The organism is Pseudomonas sp. BNK-44-b (assembly GCF_047456245.1).
GTDB lineage: Bacteria > Pseudomonadota > Gammaproteobacteria > Pseudomonadales > Pseudomonadaceae > Aquipseudomonas > Aquipseudomonas machongensis.
In genome coordinates this window covers 303,429-322,132 of sequence record NZ_CP179908.1, presented here as the reverse complement: position 1 = coordinate 322,132, position 18,704 = coordinate 303,429, and the positions used below count along the sequence as shown (strand labels likewise).

The window sequence follows — 18,704 nt, the reverse complement described above, 5'->3', positions numbered from 1 at the left end:
TCCGAATTTTTAAAGAACGATCTGACAAAAGCCAGAAATCAACATTCATCGACGAATGTTCATTTCTAGGTTCTGATCAAGGTACAGCGTAAGTGGTGGAGCCAAGCGGGATCGAACCGCTGACCTCCTGCGTGCAAGGCAGGCGCTCTCCCAGCTGAGCTATGGCCCCGCATATTGGTAGGTCTGGGCAGATTTGAACTGCCGACCTCACCCTTATCAGGGGTGCGCTCTAACCAACTGAGCTACAGACCTATATAGGGTCTTGATCGTCTTCACAATGAATCAAGCAATTCGTGTGGGAGCTCATCAGCAGGCTGATGTCTTCGATTAAGGAGGTGATCCAGCCGCAGGTTCCCCTACGGCTACCTTGTTACGACTTCACCCCAGTCATGAATCACACCGTGGTAACCGTCCTCCCGAAGGTTAGACTAGCTACTTCTGGTGCAACCCACTCCCATGGTGTGACGGGCGGTGTGTACAAGGCCCGGGAACGTATTCACCGCGACATTCTGATTCGCGATTACTAGCGATTCCGACTTCACGCAGTCGAGTTGCAGACTGCGATCCGGACTACGATCGGTTTTGTGAGATTAGCTCCACCTCGCGGCTTGGCAACCCTCTGTACCGACCATTGTAGCACGTGTGTAGCCCAGGCCGTAAGGGCCATGATGACTTGACGTCATCCCCACCTTCCTCCGGTTTGTCACCGGCAGTCTCCTTAGAGTGCCCACCATAACGTGCTGGTAACTAAGGACAAGGGTTGCGCTCGTTACGGGACTTAACCCAACATCTCACGACACGAGCTGACGACAGCCATGCAGCACCTGTGTCAGAGTTCCCGAAGGCACCAATCCATCTCTGGAAAGTTCTCTGCATGTCAAGGCCTGGTAAGGTTCTTCGCGTTGCTTCGAATTAAACCACATGCTCCACCGCTTGTGCGGGCCCCCGTCAATTCATTTGAGTTTTAACCTTGCGGCCGTACTCCCCAGGCGGTCAACTTAATGCGTTAGCTGCGCCACTAAAATCTCAAGGATTCCAACGGCTAGTTGACATCGTTTACGGCGTGGACTACCAGGGTATCTAATCCTGTTTGCTCCCCACGCTTTCGCACCTCAGTGTCAGTATCAGTCCAGGTGGTCGCCTTCGCCACTGGTGTTCCTTCCTATATCTACGCATTTCACCGCTACACAGGAAATTCCACCACCCTCTACCATACTCTAGCTCGCCAGTTTTGGATGCAGTTCCCAGGTTGAGCCCGGGGCTTTCACATCCAACTTAACGAACCACCTACGCGCGCTTTACGCCCAGTAATTCCGATTAACGCTTGCACCCTCTGTATTACCGCGGCTGCTGGCACAGAGTTAGCCGGTGCTTATTCTGTCGGTAACGTCAAAACAGCAAGGTATTAACTTACTGCCCTTCCTCCCAACTTAAAGTGCTTTACAATCCGAAGACCTTCTTCACACACGCGGCATGGCTGGATCAGGCTTTCGCCCATTGTCCAATATTCCCCACTGCTGCCTCCCGTAGGAGTCTGGACCGTGTCTCAGTTCCAGTGTGACTGATCATCCTCTCAGACCAGTTACGGATCGTCGCCTTGGTGAGCCATTACCTCACCAACTAGCTAATCCGACCTAGGCTCATCTGATAGCGCAAGGCCCGAAGGTCCCCTGCTTTCTCCCGTAGGACGTATGCGGTATTAGCGTTCCTTTCGAAACGTTGTCCCCCACTACCAGGCAGATTCCTAGGCATTACTCACCCGTCCGCCGCTGAATCAAGGAGCAAGCTCCCGTCATCCGCTCGACTTGCATGTGTTAGGCCTGCCGCCAGCGTTCAATCTGAGCCATGATCAAACTCTTCAGTTCAATACTGCTTGGGTTTTTAAGAAACCCTAAACTTGGCTCAGCAATCTCAAATGACTATGTGATTTCTCGCATGGCCACTTGTGATGCTGATAATCTTGGCGACTATCAGTCCGTACTCACAAGCACCCACACGAATTGCTTGATTCGTTTTGTTAAAGAGCGTTTGGTTAAGAGCCTTTCGTCTCAACCGAGGCGCGCATTCTACGCTTTCCTCATTTGCTGTCAAGCGTTTATTTTGAAGTTTTTCGCGAGAAACTCGTTTACCTTCAAACACTTGACTCGCTGCGATCTCTCGTAGCGGGAGGCGAATCATACAGCACTCGAAGATGCTGTCAACTGCCTTTTTCACCGCTGCCGATCAGGTGACCGAAGCCCTTCACGCCTCACCGAAATCGCTTAACTCGTTGATTAACAAGAAGTTTTGCGCTCCGTTTGCTGCGGAAGTGGGGCGCATTATAAGGGGATATGAGAGGACGTCAACCTTTTATTTCAAAAAAAAACGATAAGAATGAAAAGCTTAAGCGCGCCGGCCTATCAGACGAGGCACCCGCCGCCATACCGGTGGGACCCGCATCACCATCAGCAGCGCACCTACCCCGGCATAGATAGCCCACTCCTGCAGGTCCGAACGCACAATCCACAGGAAATGCAGCAAGCCCAGGCCGAGAATCACATAGACCAGTTTGTGCAGCTTCTTCCAGCGCGCCCCGAGCCGTCTCTGGCTGTAACGGTTGGAGGTCACCGCCAAGGCCAGCAGCCCCAGGAAGGCGATAACCCCGACGATGATATAAGGTCGCTTGCGCAACTCGACGCCAAGCTGCCCCCAGTCGAGCCCAAGGATGAAGACCATATAGGCCGTCATGTGCAGGACGATATAGGCAAAACACCACAATCCGAGCTGTCGCCGCGCGACGATCCAACCACCCCACCCCGTCAGACGCTGCAGAGGACTCATGCCCAAGGTCACCAGCAGGAACACCAGCGCACCGAGCCCCAGCCTGTCTACCAGGATTTTCCCCGGATCCGGCCCAAGCAGGTTCGTAGCCGCCTGATACAACCACCAGGCCGGAAACAGACAGCCAACGATGAAAATCGCCAAGCGAAACCAGGGATAACGCATCAGTAGTTCTTCCGAAGATCGAGACCGCTATAAAGAGAGGCAACCTCCTCCTCATAGCCATTGAACATCTGAGTGGTACGCACATTGGGGCTGAACAGGCCGCTGGGCAGCCGCCGCTCACGCGCCTGGCTCCAACGCGGGTGATCGACCTGCGGATTGACGTTGGCATAGAAGCCATACTCGTTCGGCGCCAGCCCCTGCCAAGTGGTCTTCGGTTGCTCGGCCACCAGACTGATGCGCACGATCGACTTGATGCTCTTGAACCCGTACTTCCATGGCACCACCAGACGCAGTGGTGCACCATTCTGATTGGGCAGTTCGCGCCCATACATGCCAACCGCCAGGATCGCGAGCGGGTTCATCGCCTCATCCAGGCGCAACCCTTCCACGTAAGGCCAGTCGATCAGGGCAAAGCCCGAGCGTTGGCCCGGCATGCTCTTGGGGTCCTGCAGCGTTTCGAAACGCACATAGCGAGCCTTGGAAGTTGGCTCGACCTGCTTGAGCACCTCGGACAGCGGAAAGCCCAACCAGGGGATGACCATCGACCAGGCCTCGACGCAACGCAGCCTATAGATGCGCTCTTCAAGCTGCAGGGGCTTGACGAAATCTTCCAGCGCGTAGCGCCCAGGCTTGCCGACCTCGCCATCGACCACCACGCTCCAGGGTTCGGTCTTGAGGCTACCGGCATTGGCCGCCGGGTCGCCCTTGTCGGGCCCGAATTCGTAGAAGTTGTTGTAGTGGGTAGCGTCCTTGAACGGCGTGATTGCCTCATCCTTGACCGTCACGGCCTGCCAGCGCGTCGCACCGAGCTTGTCCTTGAACCAGCCAGGTGTCGAACCCGCTTCCACGTCAGCATAGCGTGAAGCCTCGGCGGCCTGGCCGAGCACGGGCAAAGCGCCCAACGCAAACCCGGCTAGAGAGGCACCCAATACAGAGCGGCGAGAGAAATAGACACTTTCAGGGGTAACGTCCGATTCGTTGCAATCGGACGACTTGGGAAGCTTGATGAGCATGGCGGCTCCACAGCACTGGTGGCGGATGTACCAGTAAGACTATGGAGCCGGAGAGTTATTCCAGCATTAAATCTTTTTTCAGACTTTGCGACGACGACCGCGCAGCAAGTACTGCACTGGGCCTGAAACCGCATAGCCGAGGAAGATCAGCAGCAGAATCCGTGGTGGATCGCTGAACACCACGGCGAACACCAGCACCACGGCCAGGATCGCAACAAAAGGTACGCGCCCCTTGAGATCCAGCTCCTTGAAGCTGTTGTACTTGATATTGCTGACCATCAGCATGCCTGCTGCCGCCACCAGCAGCGCCACCAGGAACGACAGTTTCGAGCCCTGGATACCGTAGTCGCTGAAGGCCCAGACGGTCCCCGCCACCACACCTGCGGCAGCCGGGCTGGCCAGACCGATGAAGTAGCGTTTGTCGGCGGTGCCGACCTGGGTGTTGAAACGCGCCAGACGCAACGCTGCGCCGGCCACATAGATGAAGGCGACCATCCAGCCGACCTTGCCCATGTCACCCAATGCCCAACCAAAGGCCAGCAGTGCCGGCGCCACACCGAAGGCAACCATGTCAGACAACGAGTCGTACTCGGCACCGAAGGCGCTCTGCGTGTTGGTCATCCGCGCCACACGGCCGTCGAGGCTGTCCAGGACCATGGCGACGAAGATGGCGATAGCGGCGAAGGCAAAGTACTTGCTCGCCTCGCGCGGGTCGCCTGCGCTCAGGGCGCTCTGCGCACTGATGGAGTTGATGATCGAGTAGAAACCGGCGAACAGGTTGGCGGTGGTGAAGAGGTTGGGCAACAAGTAGATGCCGCGATGCCGGACCTTGCGCCCTTCGGCGTCGTGACCTTCCTCAACATGCTCATCGACAGGTAGCAGGCTTTCGGCGTCGGAGGGCTTGTTCGGCTCTTCGGGACGTTCGCTCATGAAATGCACCTTGCAACTGGGTGGAATAAGTTCGACAGAGGCCGGCGAAACAGGTTCTAACGGCAGGCCTCTGGTCGCTTTATACCAGAAGCTGGCTGCCTAAACGAAAAAACGCGGCCGAAGCCGCGTTTTTAATCTATCGAGGCAAGACTCAGTTCTTGGTCTTGTCGACGATCTTGTTGGCCGAGATCCAAGGCATCATCGAGCGCAGTTGCTCGCCGATGATTTCGATGCCGTGGGCGGCGTTGTTACGACGCTTGGCGGTCATCGAAGGGTAGTTGGTCGCACCTTCGCTGATGAACATCTTCGCGTATTCGCCGTCCTGGATGCGCTTCAGAGCGTTGCGCATGGCCTTGCGGGATTCTTCGTTGATGACCTCAGGACCGGTGACGTACTCACCGTACTCGGCGTTGTTGGAGATCGAGTAGTTCATGTTGGCGATACCGCCTTCGTACATGAGGTCAACGATCAGCTTCAGCTCGTGCAGGCACTCGAAGTAGGCCATTTCAGGCGCATAGCCTGCTTCGACCAGAGTTTCGAAACCGGCCTTGACCAGCTCGACGGTACCGCCGCACAGAACGGCCTGCTCACCGAACAGGTCGGTTTCGGTCTCGTCCTTGAAGGTGGTTTCGATGATGCCGGTACGGCCACCACCGACGCCAGCGGCGTACGACAGTGCGACGTTCTTGGCGTTGCCCGAAGCGTCCTGGTAGACCGCGATCAGGTCAGGAATACCGCCGCCCTTGACGAACTCGGAGCGCACGGTGTGGCCCGGAGCCTTCGGCGCGATCATGATCACGTCGAGGTCGCCACGTGGAACGACTTGGTTGTAGTGGATCGAGAAGCCGTGGGAGAAGGCCAGGGTCGCGCCTTTCTTGATGTTCGGTTCGATCTCGTTCTTGTACAGGGTGCCCTGGAATTCGTCCGGGGTCAGGATCATGACCAGGTCGGCAGCAGCGACGGCGGTGGCGACGTCAGCGACTTTCAGGCCGTGGGCTTCTGCCTTGGCAACGGTAGCCGAACCTTTACGCAGACCGACGGTAACGTCTACACCGGAGTCTTTCAGGTTGCACGCCTGGGCGTGACCCTGGGAGCCGTAACCGATGATGGCGACTTTCTTGCCCTGGATGATGGAGAGGTCGCAGTCTTTGTCGTAGAACACTTTCATGGAAATACCCCTGGTTATATCTCGGCCCCGCAGGACCATCGCTAATTGGTGAAGTTAGATGCTGAGTACTTTGTCGCCACGGGCAATGCCGGTGACGCCGCTGCGCACGGTTTCGAGAATCGAAGCGGTGCCGATCGCCTGGATGAAGCTGTCCAGCTTATCGCTGGTGCCGCTCAGTTGCACGGTATACACACTGGCGGTGACATCGACGATCTGCCCACGGAAAATATCCGTGGTGCGCTTGATTTCGGCGCGCTGGGCGCCAGTAGCCTTGACCTTTACCAGCATCAGTTCGCGCTCGATATGAGCGCTCTCCGACAGGTCGACCAGCTTGACCACCTCTACCAGCTTGTTCAGGTTCTTGGTGATCTGCTCGATCACTTCGTCATGACCCACGGTGGTGAGGGTGAGACGCGACAGGGTCGGGTCCTCGGTCGGTGCAACCGTCAGGCTTTCGATGTTGTAGTTGCGCTGGGAGAACAGACCGACCACGCGCGACAAGGCACCAGGTTCGTTTTCCAGCAGCAGGGAAATGATGTGCCGCATATCAGGTACGCTCCGTCTTGCTCAGCCACATGTCACGCATCGAGCCGTCCTTGATCTGCATCGGGTAGACGTGCTCGGTCCGGTCGACCGCGATGTCGATGAACACCAGGCGGTCCTTCATCGCAAAGGCCTCTTCCAGTTTCGGCTTGAGGTCTTTGAGGCTGGTGATGCGGATACCCACATGGCCATAGGCCTCGGCCAGCTTGATGAAGTCAGGCAGCGACTCGACGTAGGAATGCGAGTGACGACCGTTGTAGGACATGTCCTGCCATTGGCGAACCATGCCCAGCACCCCGTTGTTCAGGTTGACGATCTTCACCGGCAGGCCGTACTGCATGCAGGTGGACAGCTCCTGGATGTTCATCTGGATGCTGCCTTCGCCAGTGACACAGGCCACGTCCTGGTCCGGGAAGTTGAGCTTGACGCCCATGGCTGCCGGGAAACCGAAGCCCATGGTGCCCAGGCCACCGGAGTTGATCCAGCGGTTGGGTTTGTTGAAGCGGTAGTACTGCGCCGCGAACATCTGGTGCTGACCTACGTCGGAGGTGACGAAGGCATCGCCATGGGTCACTTCGCACAGCGTCTCGATGACCTGCTGAGGCTTGATGACACTGCCGTCGCCCTTGTCGTAAGGGAACAGGCCGCGGTCACCGCGCCACTCATCAATCTGCTTCCACCAGGCATCGAGGGCCGCCTTTTCAGGCTTCTCGCCGATTTCCTTGAGGATGGCCAGCATCTCGCTGAGCACGCTCTCGACCGGCCCCACGATCGGCACGTCGGCCTTGATCATCTTCGAGATCGACGCAGGGTCGATATCGATGTGGATGATCTTGGCGTTCGGGCAGAACTTGGCCGGGCCGTTGACCACACGGTCATCGAAGCGCGCACCCACGGCGAGGATCACGTCGGCATTGTGCATCGCCAGGTTGGCGGTGTAGCTGCCGTGCATGCCCAGCATGCCGAGGAACTGGCGATCGGTACCCGGGAAGCCACCCAGCCCCATCAGGGTGTTGGTGACCGGCAGGTTCAGGGACTTGGCGATTTCGGTCAGGGCTTCGGAGCCGCCACCGAGAATCACGCCGCCGCCGGAATAGACGATCGGACGCTTGGCGGCCAGGAGCATCTCGGCGGCCTTGCGGATTTGGCCGGAGTGGCCACGGACCGCAGGGCTGTAGGAGCGCAGCTTGACCTTTTTCGGGTAGACGTATTCGAACTTCTCGGCCGGGTTGGTCATGTCTTTTGGAATGTCGACCACGACCGGACCTGGGCGACCGGATTGCGCCAGGTAGAACGCTTTTTTCAGAACTTCCGGAATCTCGGTGGGGTTCTTGATCATGAAGCTGTGCTTCACGATCGGCCGGGAGATCCCGATCATGTCGGTTTCCTGGAAGGCATCGGTGCCGACCATGGTGCTGGGCACCTGGCCAGACAGGATGACCATCGGGATGGAATCCATGTAGGCGGTGGCGATACCGGTAATAGCGTTGGTCGCACCGGGACCGGAGGTCACCAGGACCACGCCAGCCTTGCCGGTGGCACGGGCGTAACCGTCTGCCATGTGAGTGGCAGCCTGCTCATGACGCACCAGGATGTGCTGGACTTCCGGTTCCTTGAACAGGGCATCGTAAACATGAAGGAGAGCACCACCAGGGTACCCGTAGATGTGCTTAACGCCTTCGTCACGCAAGAAGCGGACGACCATCTCAGCGCCAGATAAAAGCTCCACGTTGTTCACCTCTAAAACGCCAGAATACCGCCCCATCCGGGCGGGTCTTAATAGGTTTACTGCCAAGCAGAGCATGAGCGAACGTCAGCACTGACTGAGCAAGTATTGGGATCACCCCAGAGTGTTGCGGGGTTTTCCCACCCAGCGCGAGGTAACGCGTTGCGGGGTGTAGCGAGTCGGCGCGGGTGTGCGCCTCATGATCTGCCTAGCGGGTCTGCTTCTGGCAGTCCCCCTACAGCGGAAACTGGATTCTTCTGATTCGCCGCCCTCAAGTCAAGAAAAATTATTGCCAATTTTTCCCTGAGATGAATTCCCACCACCACGAAAAAGGACACCAGCAGCAGGAAAGTAAAGATTTCCATAAAAAAGGGCCACAATCTGCGGCCCTTGAAGGAAAAAGAGAAGAAATCAGGCTCAAGCGGCGATCAATCGATCGAATGCTGCCAGCAGGCGGCGAAGTTCGCGGCTTTCTTCCGGACGGTCGGTGAAGACCGTCTCGGCCATGATCAGGATCCCAGATGCACTGGGCAGAGGATGGCCATGCTCAAGAATAAGCTTCATCCGCGGCAGGAAAATCCACTGCAGCCACTGCTCGAACGCCAGCGTATCGACTGCGAACGGTACGGTGCTGGCCAGGGCGCTTTCGCTAGGAGACACCTCGTCCCACCAGCCACGGACCTGAAGCTCGCGCTCGATCAGCAGCAGGTGGTCGGCTATATCGAGAATGCGCTGTTCCATCACGAAGCGGTCCGCGCCTTCTGCCGTGCCAGGGCGGCGCCGGCACTGTCACCCTGCTTCTCGCGAGCCTGGGCGATGATGTTCCACAGCTCGGCCTGCAGATCAGGACGACCGTTGGCATACGTCAGTGCCCGGCGAGCGAGTTGCTCGGATTGTGCAGCGTCACCTTGCGACAGACGCACCTGAGCCAGGCGGAACAGCACCTGCGGCTCACGCGGTGCGATGCGCTGGGCACGCTCCAGGCTGGACGAAGCACCGTTGAGGTCTCCGCTGCCCTGCTGCTGTTGGGCGGTTGTCAGCAATGCCAGTACTGGACCGTCCAGCTGCTCATCGGCGGACAACCCGCCCCCATTGCTGCGCGGAATACCGGTAGGCGCACGAGTGGCAGCGGCCGGGGCGCTGTTCATCGACGCGATGTCGAAAGGTTCGTCACCTGCCGGATTAGGGTTGGTGGTGATCGGCCCGCCACTGACCGGTCCCGGGGTGATCGGGCCGGTGCTCAGCGGTGCAGAGCCGGTCTGGGCCGGGAAGGTCTGGATCGGCGATGCGCCCGCGCCCTGCGGGATCATCACCGTGACCCCGGAATCCTCAGGCAGGGACTGGGCCTGGGACGTACCATTGCTGCCGGAGGAGACCGGCGCGCCACGGTTGGCCGAGACACGCTCGCTGTTCGAGACCCGCGTACTCGAATCGACCACCGGAATGGCGCCACGCGGGACGCTGGCGCAGCCGTGCAGCACGGCCAGCGCCGTCAAGGCAGGAAACCACCACTTGTTCACTTCACACCCTCTTCAATACAGGCCGCTCAATTCATCCAGCCCTTGACCCAGTCCATGACCGACTCGGCAGGATTCTGTTCGCCACCGCAAGTCGTACCGGCAGGTGGTTCGCTCCCACGAATATACGGCATCTGCACCGCTCCCGGACAGCTACCGTCGGAGCCCTGGGCGCTGTGCGGATCGATCCAGGCCTTCACCACGTTATCCGGCTGCGGCATGTCCAGCGGCAGCGGGTCGGCCTTGCGCATGAAGCTGGTCCAGACCTGCAACGCGCCGGTGGCGCCGGTGAACGGGGTCTTGCCATTGTCGTCGCGGCCAAGCCAGACCACTGCCAGCAGGTCTTGGCTGAAGCCCGAGAACCAACTGTCGCGCGAGTCGTTGCTGGTACCGGTCTTGCCCGCCAGCGTCAGATTGTTCGGCAGCACGTTGTACACCGAGCGGCCGGTACCCTCGCGCATCACCCGCTGCATGGCGTTCTGCACCAGGTAGATCGCACCCGGATCGAAGGTCTGCTGGATCTGGAACGGGTAGCGCTTGAGCGGCTCGCCTTCGGCGGTCAGCACGCTGCGAATCCCGCGCATCGGTGTATTGAAGCCGCCGTTGGCGATGGTCTGGTACATGGTCGCGACCTGCATCGGCGACATGCCGCCAGCGCCCAGCAGCATCGACGGGAACGCCGGCCAGTCGACCTTGACACCCAGTCGGCCGATGGTCTTGATGACGTTGGGCACGCCCACCTCAAGGCCCAGCTTGGCAGTTGACAGGTTGTAGGAGTTGGCCAGCCCCTGATACAGGTAGATAGTGCCGTGGGAGCGTCGGTCGTAGTTCTGCGGGCGCCATACCTGGCCATCGGCGCCCTTGACCGAAAACGGTTCGTCCTGCACCCAGCTGGTCAGGGTGTACTTGCTCGGCTGCTCCAGCGCAGTCAGATAGACCGCTGGCTTGACCAGCGAACCGATCGGCCTGACCGCGTCGATGGCGCGGTTGAAGCCGGCGAAGCCCGACTGACGGCTGCCGATCAGCGCCTGCACTTCGCCGGTTTCCGGGTTGGTCACCACCATCGCCGACTCGACCTCGTCGGCGCCCTTGCGGCCGGCCAGGCGCTTGAAGGTTTCACTCATCGCGGTTTCGGCCTTCATCTGCAGGATCGGGTCGAAACTGGTGAAGATACGCAAGCCTTCTTCGGTCAGGTCTTCGTCGCGATAGTCCTGGCGTAGCTGACGCTTGACCAGGTCGAGGAAAGCCGGGAAAGAACTATCGGCCAGGCTGCCGCGCTTGGTCACGCCCAGCGGCATCTTCTTCGCCGCATCGACCACTTCCTGGCTGGCCACGCCCTGCTCGGCGAGCAGGTCGAGCACCAGGTTACGCCGTTGCAGAGCGCGCTCAGGGTAGCGGCGCGGGTTGTAGTAGGACGGCCCCTTGACCATACCTACCAGCAGGGCAATCTGGTGCAGCTTGAGCTCCGACAGCGGCTGGCTGAAGAAGAACTGGCTGGCCAGGCCGAAACCGTGCACCGCGCGCTGGCCGTCCTGACCGACGAACACCTCGTTCAGGTAGGCTTCGAGGATCTCGCGCTTGTCGTAGTGCATTTCCAGCAGCACGGCCATCATCGCCTCGGTCAGCTTGCGGCTGAGACTGCGTTCGTTGGTCAGGAAGAAGTTCTTCACCAACTGCTGCGTGAGCGTACTGCCGCCCTGGCGCATGGCCCCGGACGAGGTGTTGACCCACACCGCCCGCGCGATCGACTTGGGCGAAACACCGAAGTGGCTGTAGAAATCGCGGTCTTCGGTGGCGATCAAGGTCTCAAGCAGGTATGGCGGCACCTGGTCGATATTGATCAGGATGCGGTCTTCGAGATTCTTCGGGTAGATACCACCGATCATCAACGGTTCCAGGCGCACCACGTCGAGCTTGCCACCGTTGGCCCCTGCCAGCCCCGCGACATAGTCGCCGGAGAAACGTACACGCACGAACTGCGCAGGCTCCATGCCCTCGTAGAACTGGAAGCCTCGGGTATTGAGATCGACGTTGCCGCCGTTGACCGAGGCCTCGCCGGGGCCATTGGCCGTTGCCTCGCGGCGGTAACCCAGGGCATCGAGTTCGGTGAGGAAGTCGTCCTTGCTCAGCTTCTGGCCGACGAACAGCTCCAGCGGCCGGGCATACACCTTGGCCGGGATGGTCCAGCGCTTGCCGGAGAACTTCTCCTGGACGACGGCATCGAGGTAGACCGCAAAGCCGGCGATCACCACCAGGCCGACCAGGCTGAGCTTGAGAGCCCAGCCCAGCCAGGCGCGGGAGCGGCTGGGCGGACGTTTCTTGGGGGTTCGGGAATTTCGGGTACGAGTCATGGCGGCGGATTATACGCACTTTGCAAAGGCAGGGGACGCCCTCCAGCGGTAGGCAGGGGCGGCTCCATTGACCATAATGTCGCCTTCGAATTCCCTGACCCCGGAAGGATCTCCGTGAGCCAAGCCCTGATCAGCGCGCTGCAGAACCCCGCCCTCTACCCCCACGCCGTAGAAGGCTTCCAGCTCATCGAGACGCACATCTCCTGGGTTCTACTCACTGGCGAATACGCCTACAAGATCAAGAAGCCGATGAACTTCGGCTTCCTCGATTTCACCGGCCTGGACCAGCGCCAGCATTTCTGTAACGAAGAATTGCGCCTGAACCAGCGCCTGACCGAAGGCCTGTACCTGGAAGTGCTGCCGATCACCGGCAGCGCCGAAGCACCGCAGCTCGGCGGCGAAGGTGAGCCGATCGAGTTCGCCCTGAAGATGCGCCAGTTCCCCCAGGGTCAGATGCTCAGCACCCTGCAAGCCAACGGCGAGCTGAACGTCGGCCACATTGACCAGATGGCCCGGCAGATCGCCGAATTCCACCTGCAAGCGCCGAAAGTGCCGGTCGATCACCCGCTGGGCACGCCGGAAGCGGTAATGGCGCCGGTCGAGCAGAACTTCGAGCAGATCCGCCCGTTCCTTACCGACAAGGCCGACCTGCAGCAACTCGACGCCCTGCAAGCCTGGGCCCGCAGCAGCTTCGAACGCCTGCATGGCCTGCTCGAGGCGCGCAAGGCCAATGGTTTCATCCGCGAGTGCCACGGCGACATCCACCTGGGTAACGCCACCCTGATCGACGGCAAGGTGGTGATCTTCGACTGCATCGAATTCAACGAGCCGTTCCGCCTGACCGATGTGTACGCCGACACCGCTTTCCTGGCCATGGACCTGGAAGACCGCGGCCTGAAATGCCTGGCCCGGCGCTTCGTCAGCCAGTACCTGGAACTGACCGGCGACTACGAAGGCCTGGAACTGCTGAATTTCTACAAGGCCTACCGTGCCCTGGTACGCGCCAAGGTCGCCCTGTTCAGCTTGTCGCCCGATGCCGATGGCGTGCAGCGCGCCACGACCCTGCGCACCTATCGCAACTACGCCAACCTGGCAGAGAGCTACAGCGCCATCCCTTCGCGCCTGCTGGCCATCACCCATGGCGTATCCGCCGTCGGCAAGAGCCATGTGGCGATGCGCCTGGTCGAGTCGCTGGGGGCGATCCGCGTACGTTCGGATGTCGAGCGCAAGCGTCTGTACGGCGAGCAGCAGGCGCAGAACTCCGGCCAACTGCAAGCAGGCATCTATGACCAGGATGCCAGCATCGCCACCTACCAGCGCCTGAATGAGTTGGCCGCGACCATCCTGCGCGCCGGCTTCCCGGTCGTGCTCGATGCCACCTACCTCAAGCGCGAGCAGCGCAAGGCGGCAGCTGAAGTTGCCAACAGCACCGGCGTCCCCTTCCTGATCCTCGACTGCCAGGCGCCCGAAGCGGTCATCATCAGCTGGCTTGAGCAGCGTCAGACAGAAAATGTCGATCCGTCCGACGCCACCCTGGAGGTGGTCAAGGCCCAGCAAGCCAGCCGCGACCCATTGGACGAAGAAGAGGCCGTGCACGGCAAGCGGGTCGACACTCATGAAAGCGCCAGCATGGACCAACTCATCGAGCAGATCCGCCAGCGCCTGCCTGGTCTCTGACCTGCAAGGCGTGAAGCAGTCCACAGTTCGCGCCTGATCTTCGGCGCCACCTCAGTGATGGCATTACAATATCATCACAACCCTGAGGAGGCGCCGTCATGAACCAGCCCCGGCAACTGGACAACGCCCTGTACACTCTGGTGCGCGAGGAACAGATCGCCACCTTCAACCGCGAGAAGCCTGACGACGGCCCCATCGATTTTCGCGGTGGTGATTTCCGAGGCCTTGACCTGCGCAACCTCGACGTACGCGGTATCGATTTCACCGACGCCTACTTCCATGCAGCCGACCTGCGCGGGCTGGATCTGCGCGAAACGGGCATGGAAGGTGCCAGCATCTCCCACGCGCAGATCTCCGGGACCTACTTCCCGGGCGACCTGAGCGCCGATGAAATCCTCATGTCCCTGAAGTTCGGTACGCGCATGCGTTATCGTCCGAAGGGCTAAGCCTGACATTTCTGGACACAGCATCCCGTCGCCCTCACATGGCAAAAGGCCGCGTATTCGCCCAGCCCCGCTACACTCCTCTCTGACCTGCTCGCGATTTATCCACAGACCCGTTCGGCCATCGCAAGGAGGCTCGATGAACGATGAGTTGCAGCATCTGAAGAATCTAGGCAAGACCTCTGCGCAATGGTTGCATGCCGCCGGTATCCACAGCGCTTCGGATTTGCGCCGCCTGGGCGCGGTGGGCGCTTACCAGGCCGTGAAAACGCGGGGCTTCCGTGCCTCGAAAGTGTTGTTGTACGCCATTGAAGGCGCACTGCTGGATATGCATTGGAACGATCTGCCCGCCGAACGCAAGCAGGCACTGAACCAGCAACTGGACGCCAAGACCCCGCCGCAAAAAAAAGCAGAATAATCGAAGAAAGGGTATTGACCTCTAAATGAGAATCGTTATGATTATCACAACTGGTCGCGAGGCTGGTTGGATAAACTGAAAGCCCCTGGTTCGGACTCTCAGATTATCTCCTCATCAGGCTAATCACGGTTATTGACCCGGCAATTTGCCGGGTCTTTTTTTGCCTGCAGGTTTGCAGGCAAATATCCTGAGCGGCGCGTGATGACTACCCGCCGCGCAACTGGCCACAGTAATCCTGTTCAGGCAGTGCCGCGGTGTACCACACGTAGTCCGCCATCCCTGCCTCGACCTTCTGCCCGACTTCGGCCAGCAACAGCACACGGGTATCGCCTTGCGCCTGCAGATCGATCAAATGCAACGGCACACCCAAGTCCTTGCGCGCGTGGTAGGCGCCGGCCAGCAAGAGTGCAGGCTGCGGTGCCGCGAGCAGACGCTCGGCCATGTGTCGGTCCCTTTGCTGCTGGATGACCAGCATGGCCGGCAACTGGCTTTCCGGCAGCAATCCGCAATGGCCTTCGCGCACTTGCTCCAGCAAGGCAGCCTTCACCTGCGGGGCATTCGAACGCACGCCGCTCAGCACGGGCTGTCGGCGATAGGCCTCACGCATTGCCTCGGGGCTCAGGTCGCCAGCCAACAAAACCCCAGGGCCTTTCAGGGCCTCGCGCACGATCGGCGCGTACATCTGCCAATCCCAACCCTGCTGCCAGTCCAGTGCTGCGGGCAAATCGCTCGGAAGCTGCGCCTGACGCTGCACCTTGTCGATCAGCGGCTGCTGGGCAGGCTGGAGCATCTCCAGCACCACGCTGCCTTGCGGCCTGGCGGTCTGCAAAGCCTGCAGCAGCCATCGCTGCAGCGCATGGTGATCGGGGTTGTCGTGTTTTTCCCCGACCAGTATTCGCGGCACATCGCTCAATGCCTGAACCAGCTCATCGGGCGCCAGGACACGCCCACTGGGCAATGCCTGTATCTGACCGAGCGCTGGCTCTTCCAGCCCTTGGCTACTCTGCCAGGCTGGCAACTCTGGCAATGCAGGTCGATGTACCTGGCAACCCGAAATCGTCAAGAACACGCTCATCGACAGGCCGAACAGCAAGGCATAGCGCATCGAGGGCTCCTAGCGGGTGATGATCAGCGGGTGGCCACGCTCCGGATGGGGCTGCACGAGCACATCGATACCGAAGACCGCCTTGAGCGCCTGCGGAGTCAGCACCCGGGCCGGTGTATCGAGCGCGTGGCTGCGCCCCTGTTCCAGCAGCAGAATAGCGTCACAGTAGCGCGCGGCAAGGTTCAGGTCGTGCAGGATCACCAGCACTGCCGCACCGCGGTCGGCAAAACTGCGCACCGCCTGCAACGTGGTGTGCTGGTGCAACGGATCGAGGGCCGAGGTCGGCTCATCCAGCAGCAGCGTCGCCCCCTTCTCCCCTGGCCACAACTGCGCCAGCACCCGGGCCAGATGAACACGCTGACGCTCGCCGCCGGACAACGCGAGGTAACTGCGTTCGACCAGGTGCCAGGCATCGGCCGCCTTCAGTGCCGCCTCGACGATCTCCCGGTCGCGCTGCTGGCCACTACCGTGGGGCAACCGGCCCAGGCCCACCACTTCTTCGACACTGAAGGCAAAGCCCAGGCTGGACACCTGCGGCAACACCGCCAGACGTCGCGCGCGCTCCTGCCCCGGCCAGTGTGCCAACGCCCGCCCTTGCAGCAGGACTTGCCCCTGGCTCGGCGCCAGCTCGCCACACAATGCCCCCAGCAAGCTGCTCTTGCCCGCCCCGTTGGGGCCGAGCACACCCAGGACCTGCCCAGGTCTGAGATGCAGGTCGATACCGTGCAGCACCTCGGTGCTGCCGCGCTTGAGCGACAAGTCTTTGACCTCGAGCATCAGCGCCCCCTCCTGACCAGCAGGAACAGGAAGAACGGAGCACCAATGAAGGCCGTCACGATCCCGATCGGCAGCTCCGCGGGGGCCAACGCCAAGCGTGCCACCAGATCAGCGAACAGCAGCAGCGTACCGCCCGCCAGCAACGACGCGGGCAACAGCACGCGATGATCAGGCCCCGCAACCAGACGCACCAGGTGCGGAACCACCAGGCCAATGAAGCCGATCAGGCCCGCTGCCGCCACTGCCGCGCCAACACCCAGGGCAGTGCAGAACACCAGTTCGCGCTTGAGCCCTTCTACATCGATGCCCAGGTGACGCGCTTCGGACTCACCTAGCAACAACGCGTTCAACGCCTGCGCCCGACGCGGCAGCCACAAGGTTACCCCCAGAGCCACCAGCAGCAGTGGCCACAGGCGCTGATAGCTGGCGCCGTTGAGGCTGCCCAGGTTCCAGAACGTCAAAGTGCGCAAGGTGGCGTCGTCGGCCAGGTAGGTGAACAACCCGACCGCCGAGCCGCCGAGGGCGGTCATGGCGATACCGGCCAGCAGCATGGTAGCCACGTCGGTTTGCCCATTGCGCCGCCCCAGGCGATAGACCAATGCCGTAACACCAAGCCCGCCGATGAAGGCACAAAGCGACAGCAGGTAGGGTGCGAACCACTCCGGTATGCCACCCAGCCAGGCACCGCCGACAATGGCCACGGCGGCGCCGAGCGCCGCGCCGCTGGCAACCCCGACCAGGCCAGGATCCGCCAACGGGTTGCGAAATAACCCCTGCATGGCGACCCCGGACAGCGCCAGCACCGCACCGACGGCCAGCCCCAGGAGCGTGCGCGGCAAGCGGATCTGCCCGAGAATCAGCTCAGCTTGCTCAAGACCCGCCCGCTCGACGGGCATCCCCAGCAGCCGCAATCCGGCGCGCAGGATATCGCCCAGCGGCAGGCTGACCGGCCCCAGCGCCAGCGACAGCCACACCGCCAGCAGGCACAGGAATGTCAGACCGATAAACAGCGTACGCGGCTGGACCCGCTGCTTCATTGGCTGAGGCTGACCTTGGCTGCGGGATAGAAGGTGCCAGCCAGCTCATGCAAGGTGGCCGGCAGCCGCGGACCGAGGCCACCGACCAGCAGCGTCGGATCGAGTGACACCAGGCGCTTGTCGCGCACCGCACGCGAAGCGGCCAACGCCGGGTTTTCCTTCAGCAGGGCCTTGAGCGCCTGCTCGCCGTCCAGTGCCCGATCGGAAAACACCACGACGTCCGGATCCAGCGCTGCCAGCGCTTCGACGGAGAAGTTCTTGTAACCCTGGTGATCCGCCAGGTTGCGCGCACCAGCCTGGCGCAACAGCCAGTCGCCTGAAGTGCCCTGCCCCGCGATCAACGGCTTGGCCCCGGCATGTCCGACCAGCAGCAACACGCCTGGAGCCTTCTGACCGGCCTGGGCCCGCTTGATCTTCGCCTGAAGCGCATCGAGCTGCTGGTGGTAGCGGTTGCTCAGCTCACTGGCTTTATGCTGCGCACCGAGCAACTCGCCCAGGTGCTGAAGATTCTTGTCCACTGCCGCCAAGTCAGCCTCGCTGGAGAACAACTCGACACGCACACCAGCCCCGCGCACCTGCGCCAGCACCGGCGGCGGCCCCATCTCCTCGGTGCCGACCAGCACATCCGGACGCAGGCTGAGGATACCCTCGGCCGACAGTTGACGTTGATAGCCGATGCTCGGCAGGGCCTTGAGCGACTGCGGATGCTGGCTGGTTGTGTCGACGCCGACCAGACGCGCCTCGCCGCCCAGGGCGCTGATCCATTCGCTCAGCGCGCCCCCGGCGCTGACCCAGCGCTGCGGCAAGTCGGCGGCCAGCAACGGGGAAGAAAGGACAAGACCGGCGCACAAGGCGATCAGGGCAACAGGACGACGCATCATCGGGTTCCTTTGCAGAAGGCGGCCAGACACCTTGTGGCACCTGACGGAACTGCGCACCATGGACGGGCTGGCGCAGTGGATGCGGGCAATTTGATAATTATTCGCATTGAAGCGTCAAGCCACCATTGGTTTC

At 60.8% G+C, this 18,704-nt stretch carries 16 protein-coding genes, 2 tRNA genes and 1 rRNA gene; 3 read left to right on the top strand and 16 right to left on the bottom strand.

Features of this window, described 5'->3' with window-relative positions:
* Positions 1-93 precede the first annotated feature (93 nt).
* The 12 genes from ACMGGG_RS01560 to mrcB all read right to left on the bottom strand — a co-directional run bounded on the left by ACMGGG_RS01560 (position 94) and on the right by mrcB (position 12,233).
* Positions 94-169: transfer RNA gene (locus ACMGGG_RS01560), tRNA-Ala, on the bottom strand.
* A gap of 6 nt (positions 170-175) precedes the next feature.
* Positions 176-252, bottom strand: a tRNA-Ile gene (locus ACMGGG_RS01555).
* Between the two features lie 76 nt (positions 253-328).
* Positions 329-1,865: ribosomal RNA gene (locus tag ACMGGG_RS01550) — 16S ribosomal RNA — on the bottom strand.
* Between the two features lie 517 nt (positions 1,866-2,382).
* Positions 2,383-2,985 carry a protein-methionine-sulfoxide reductase heme-binding subunit MsrQ gene (gene msrQ, locus ACMGGG_RS01545; RefSeq protein ID WP_054892578.1) on the bottom strand — a complete coding sequence of 201 codons (603 nt, stop codon included), beginning with the start codon at positions 2,983-2,985 and terminating at the stop codon, positions 2,383-2,385.
* The gene (gene msrP, locus ACMGGG_RS01540; RefSeq protein WP_063542786.1) at positions 2,985-3,998 is read right to left on the bottom strand and encodes a protein-methionine-sulfoxide reductase catalytic subunit MsrP; all 1,014 of its coding nucleotides are present in this window, start codon (positions 3,996-3,998) and stop codon (positions 2,985-2,987) included. The genes msrQ and msrP overlap by 1 nt, the downstream gene beginning before the upstream one ends.
* A 78-nt stretch (positions 3,999-4,076) precedes the next feature.
* Complete coding sequence (pssA, locus tag ACMGGG_RS01535; protein WP_054892580.1) at positions 4,077-4,928, bottom strand: CDP-diacylglycerol--serine O-phosphatidyltransferase; 852 nt, start codon at positions 4,926-4,928, stop codon at positions 4,077-4,079.
* Positions 4,929-5,079: 151 nt separating this feature from the next.
* A complete protein-coding gene (gene ilvC / locus ACMGGG_RS01530; protein ID WP_054892581.1) occupies positions 5,080-6,096 on the bottom strand; it encodes a ketol-acid reductoisomerase in 1,017 nt (338 codons plus the stop codon).
* Positions 6,097-6,150: 54 nt separating this feature from the next.
* On the bottom strand, positions 6,151-6,642 hold the full coding sequence (ilvN, locus tag ACMGGG_RS01525; RefSeq protein ID WP_003250040.1) for an acetolactate synthase small subunit: 492 nt from the start codon (positions 6,640-6,642) through the stop codon (positions 6,151-6,153).
* 1 nt (position 6,643) lies between these two features.
* Entirely contained in the window at positions 6,644-8,368 is a 1,725-nt protein-coding gene (locus ACMGGG_RS01520) for an acetolactate synthase 3 large subunit (RefSeq protein WP_063546633.1), read from the bottom strand.
* 414 nt (positions 8,369-8,782) lie between these two features.
* Positions 8,783-9,109, bottom strand: a complete 327-nt coding sequence (locus ACMGGG_RS01515) for a YqcC family protein (protein WP_065861606.1) — start codon at positions 9,107-9,109, stop codon at positions 8,783-8,785.
* Positions 9,106-9,885, bottom strand: a complete 780-nt coding sequence (locus tag ACMGGG_RS01510; RefSeq protein ID WP_063542784.1) for a tetratricopeptide repeat protein — start codon at positions 9,883-9,885, stop codon at positions 9,106-9,108. Before ACMGGG_RS01510 ends, ACMGGG_RS01515 begins: the two co-directional genes overlap by 4 nt.
* Positions 9,886-9,911: 26 nt before the next feature.
* Positions 9,912-12,233: a penicillin-binding protein 1B gene (gene mrcB, locus ACMGGG_RS01505; RefSeq protein ID WP_063542782.1), complete on the bottom strand. Its 2,322-nt coding sequence runs from the start codon at positions 12,231-12,233 to the stop codon at positions 9,912-9,914.
* 114 nt (positions 12,234-12,347) lie between these two features.
* Between mrcB and ACMGGG_RS01500 the strand changes: the two genes are divergently transcribed.
* The 3 genes from ACMGGG_RS01500 (at position 12,348) to ACMGGG_RS01490 (ending at position 14,771) form a co-directional block, all read left to right on the top strand.
* Positions 12,348-13,910: an AAA family ATPase gene (locus ACMGGG_RS01500; protein WP_414154752.1), complete on the top strand. Its 1,563-nt coding sequence runs from the start codon at positions 12,348-12,350 to the stop codon at positions 13,908-13,910.
* Between the two features lie 98 nt (positions 13,911-14,008).
* A complete protein-coding gene (locus tag ACMGGG_RS01495; RefSeq protein ID WP_054892586.1) occupies positions 14,009-14,356 on the top strand; it encodes a pentapeptide repeat-containing protein in 348 nt (115 codons plus the stop codon).
* Positions 14,357-14,492: 136 nt separating this feature from the next.
* The gene (locus tag ACMGGG_RS01490) at positions 14,493-14,771 is read left to right on the top strand and encodes a TfoX/Sxy family protein (RefSeq protein WP_054892587.1); all 279 of its coding nucleotides are present in this window, start codon (positions 14,493-14,495) and stop codon (positions 14,769-14,771) included.
* Positions 14,772-14,976: 205 nt separating this feature from the next.
* Here ACMGGG_RS01490 and ACMGGG_RS01485 read toward each other — a convergent pair whose 3' ends face one another.
* Genes ACMGGG_RS01485 through ACMGGG_RS01470 form a run of 4 tightly spaced genes read right to left on the bottom strand, consistent with a single transcriptional unit; the run spans position 14,977 to position 18,571 of the window.
* Positions 14,977-15,876 (bottom strand): ChaN family lipoprotein, encoded by a 900-nt coding sequence (locus tag ACMGGG_RS01485; protein WP_112897279.1) that lies wholly within the window; start codon positions 15,874-15,876, stop codon positions 14,977-14,979.
* Between the two features lie 9 nt (positions 15,877-15,885).
* Positions 15,886-16,653: a heme ABC transporter ATP-binding protein gene (locus ACMGGG_RS01480; RefSeq protein ID WP_414154751.1), complete on the bottom strand. Its 768-nt coding sequence runs from the start codon at positions 16,651-16,653 to the stop codon at positions 15,886-15,888.
* The gene (locus tag ACMGGG_RS01475; RefSeq protein WP_162714446.1) at positions 16,653-17,636 is read right to left on the bottom strand and encodes a FecCD family ABC transporter permease; all 984 of its coding nucleotides are present in this window, start codon (positions 17,634-17,636) and stop codon (positions 16,653-16,655) included. The genes ACMGGG_RS01480 and ACMGGG_RS01475 overlap by 1 nt, the downstream gene beginning before the upstream one ends.
* Before the next feature lie 50 nt (positions 17,637-17,686).
* A complete protein-coding gene (locus ACMGGG_RS01470; protein WP_414154750.1) occupies positions 17,687-18,571 on the bottom strand; it encodes a heme/hemin ABC transporter substrate-binding protein in 885 nt (294 codons plus the stop codon).
* Between the last annotated feature and the right edge of the window lie 133 nt (positions 18,572-18,704).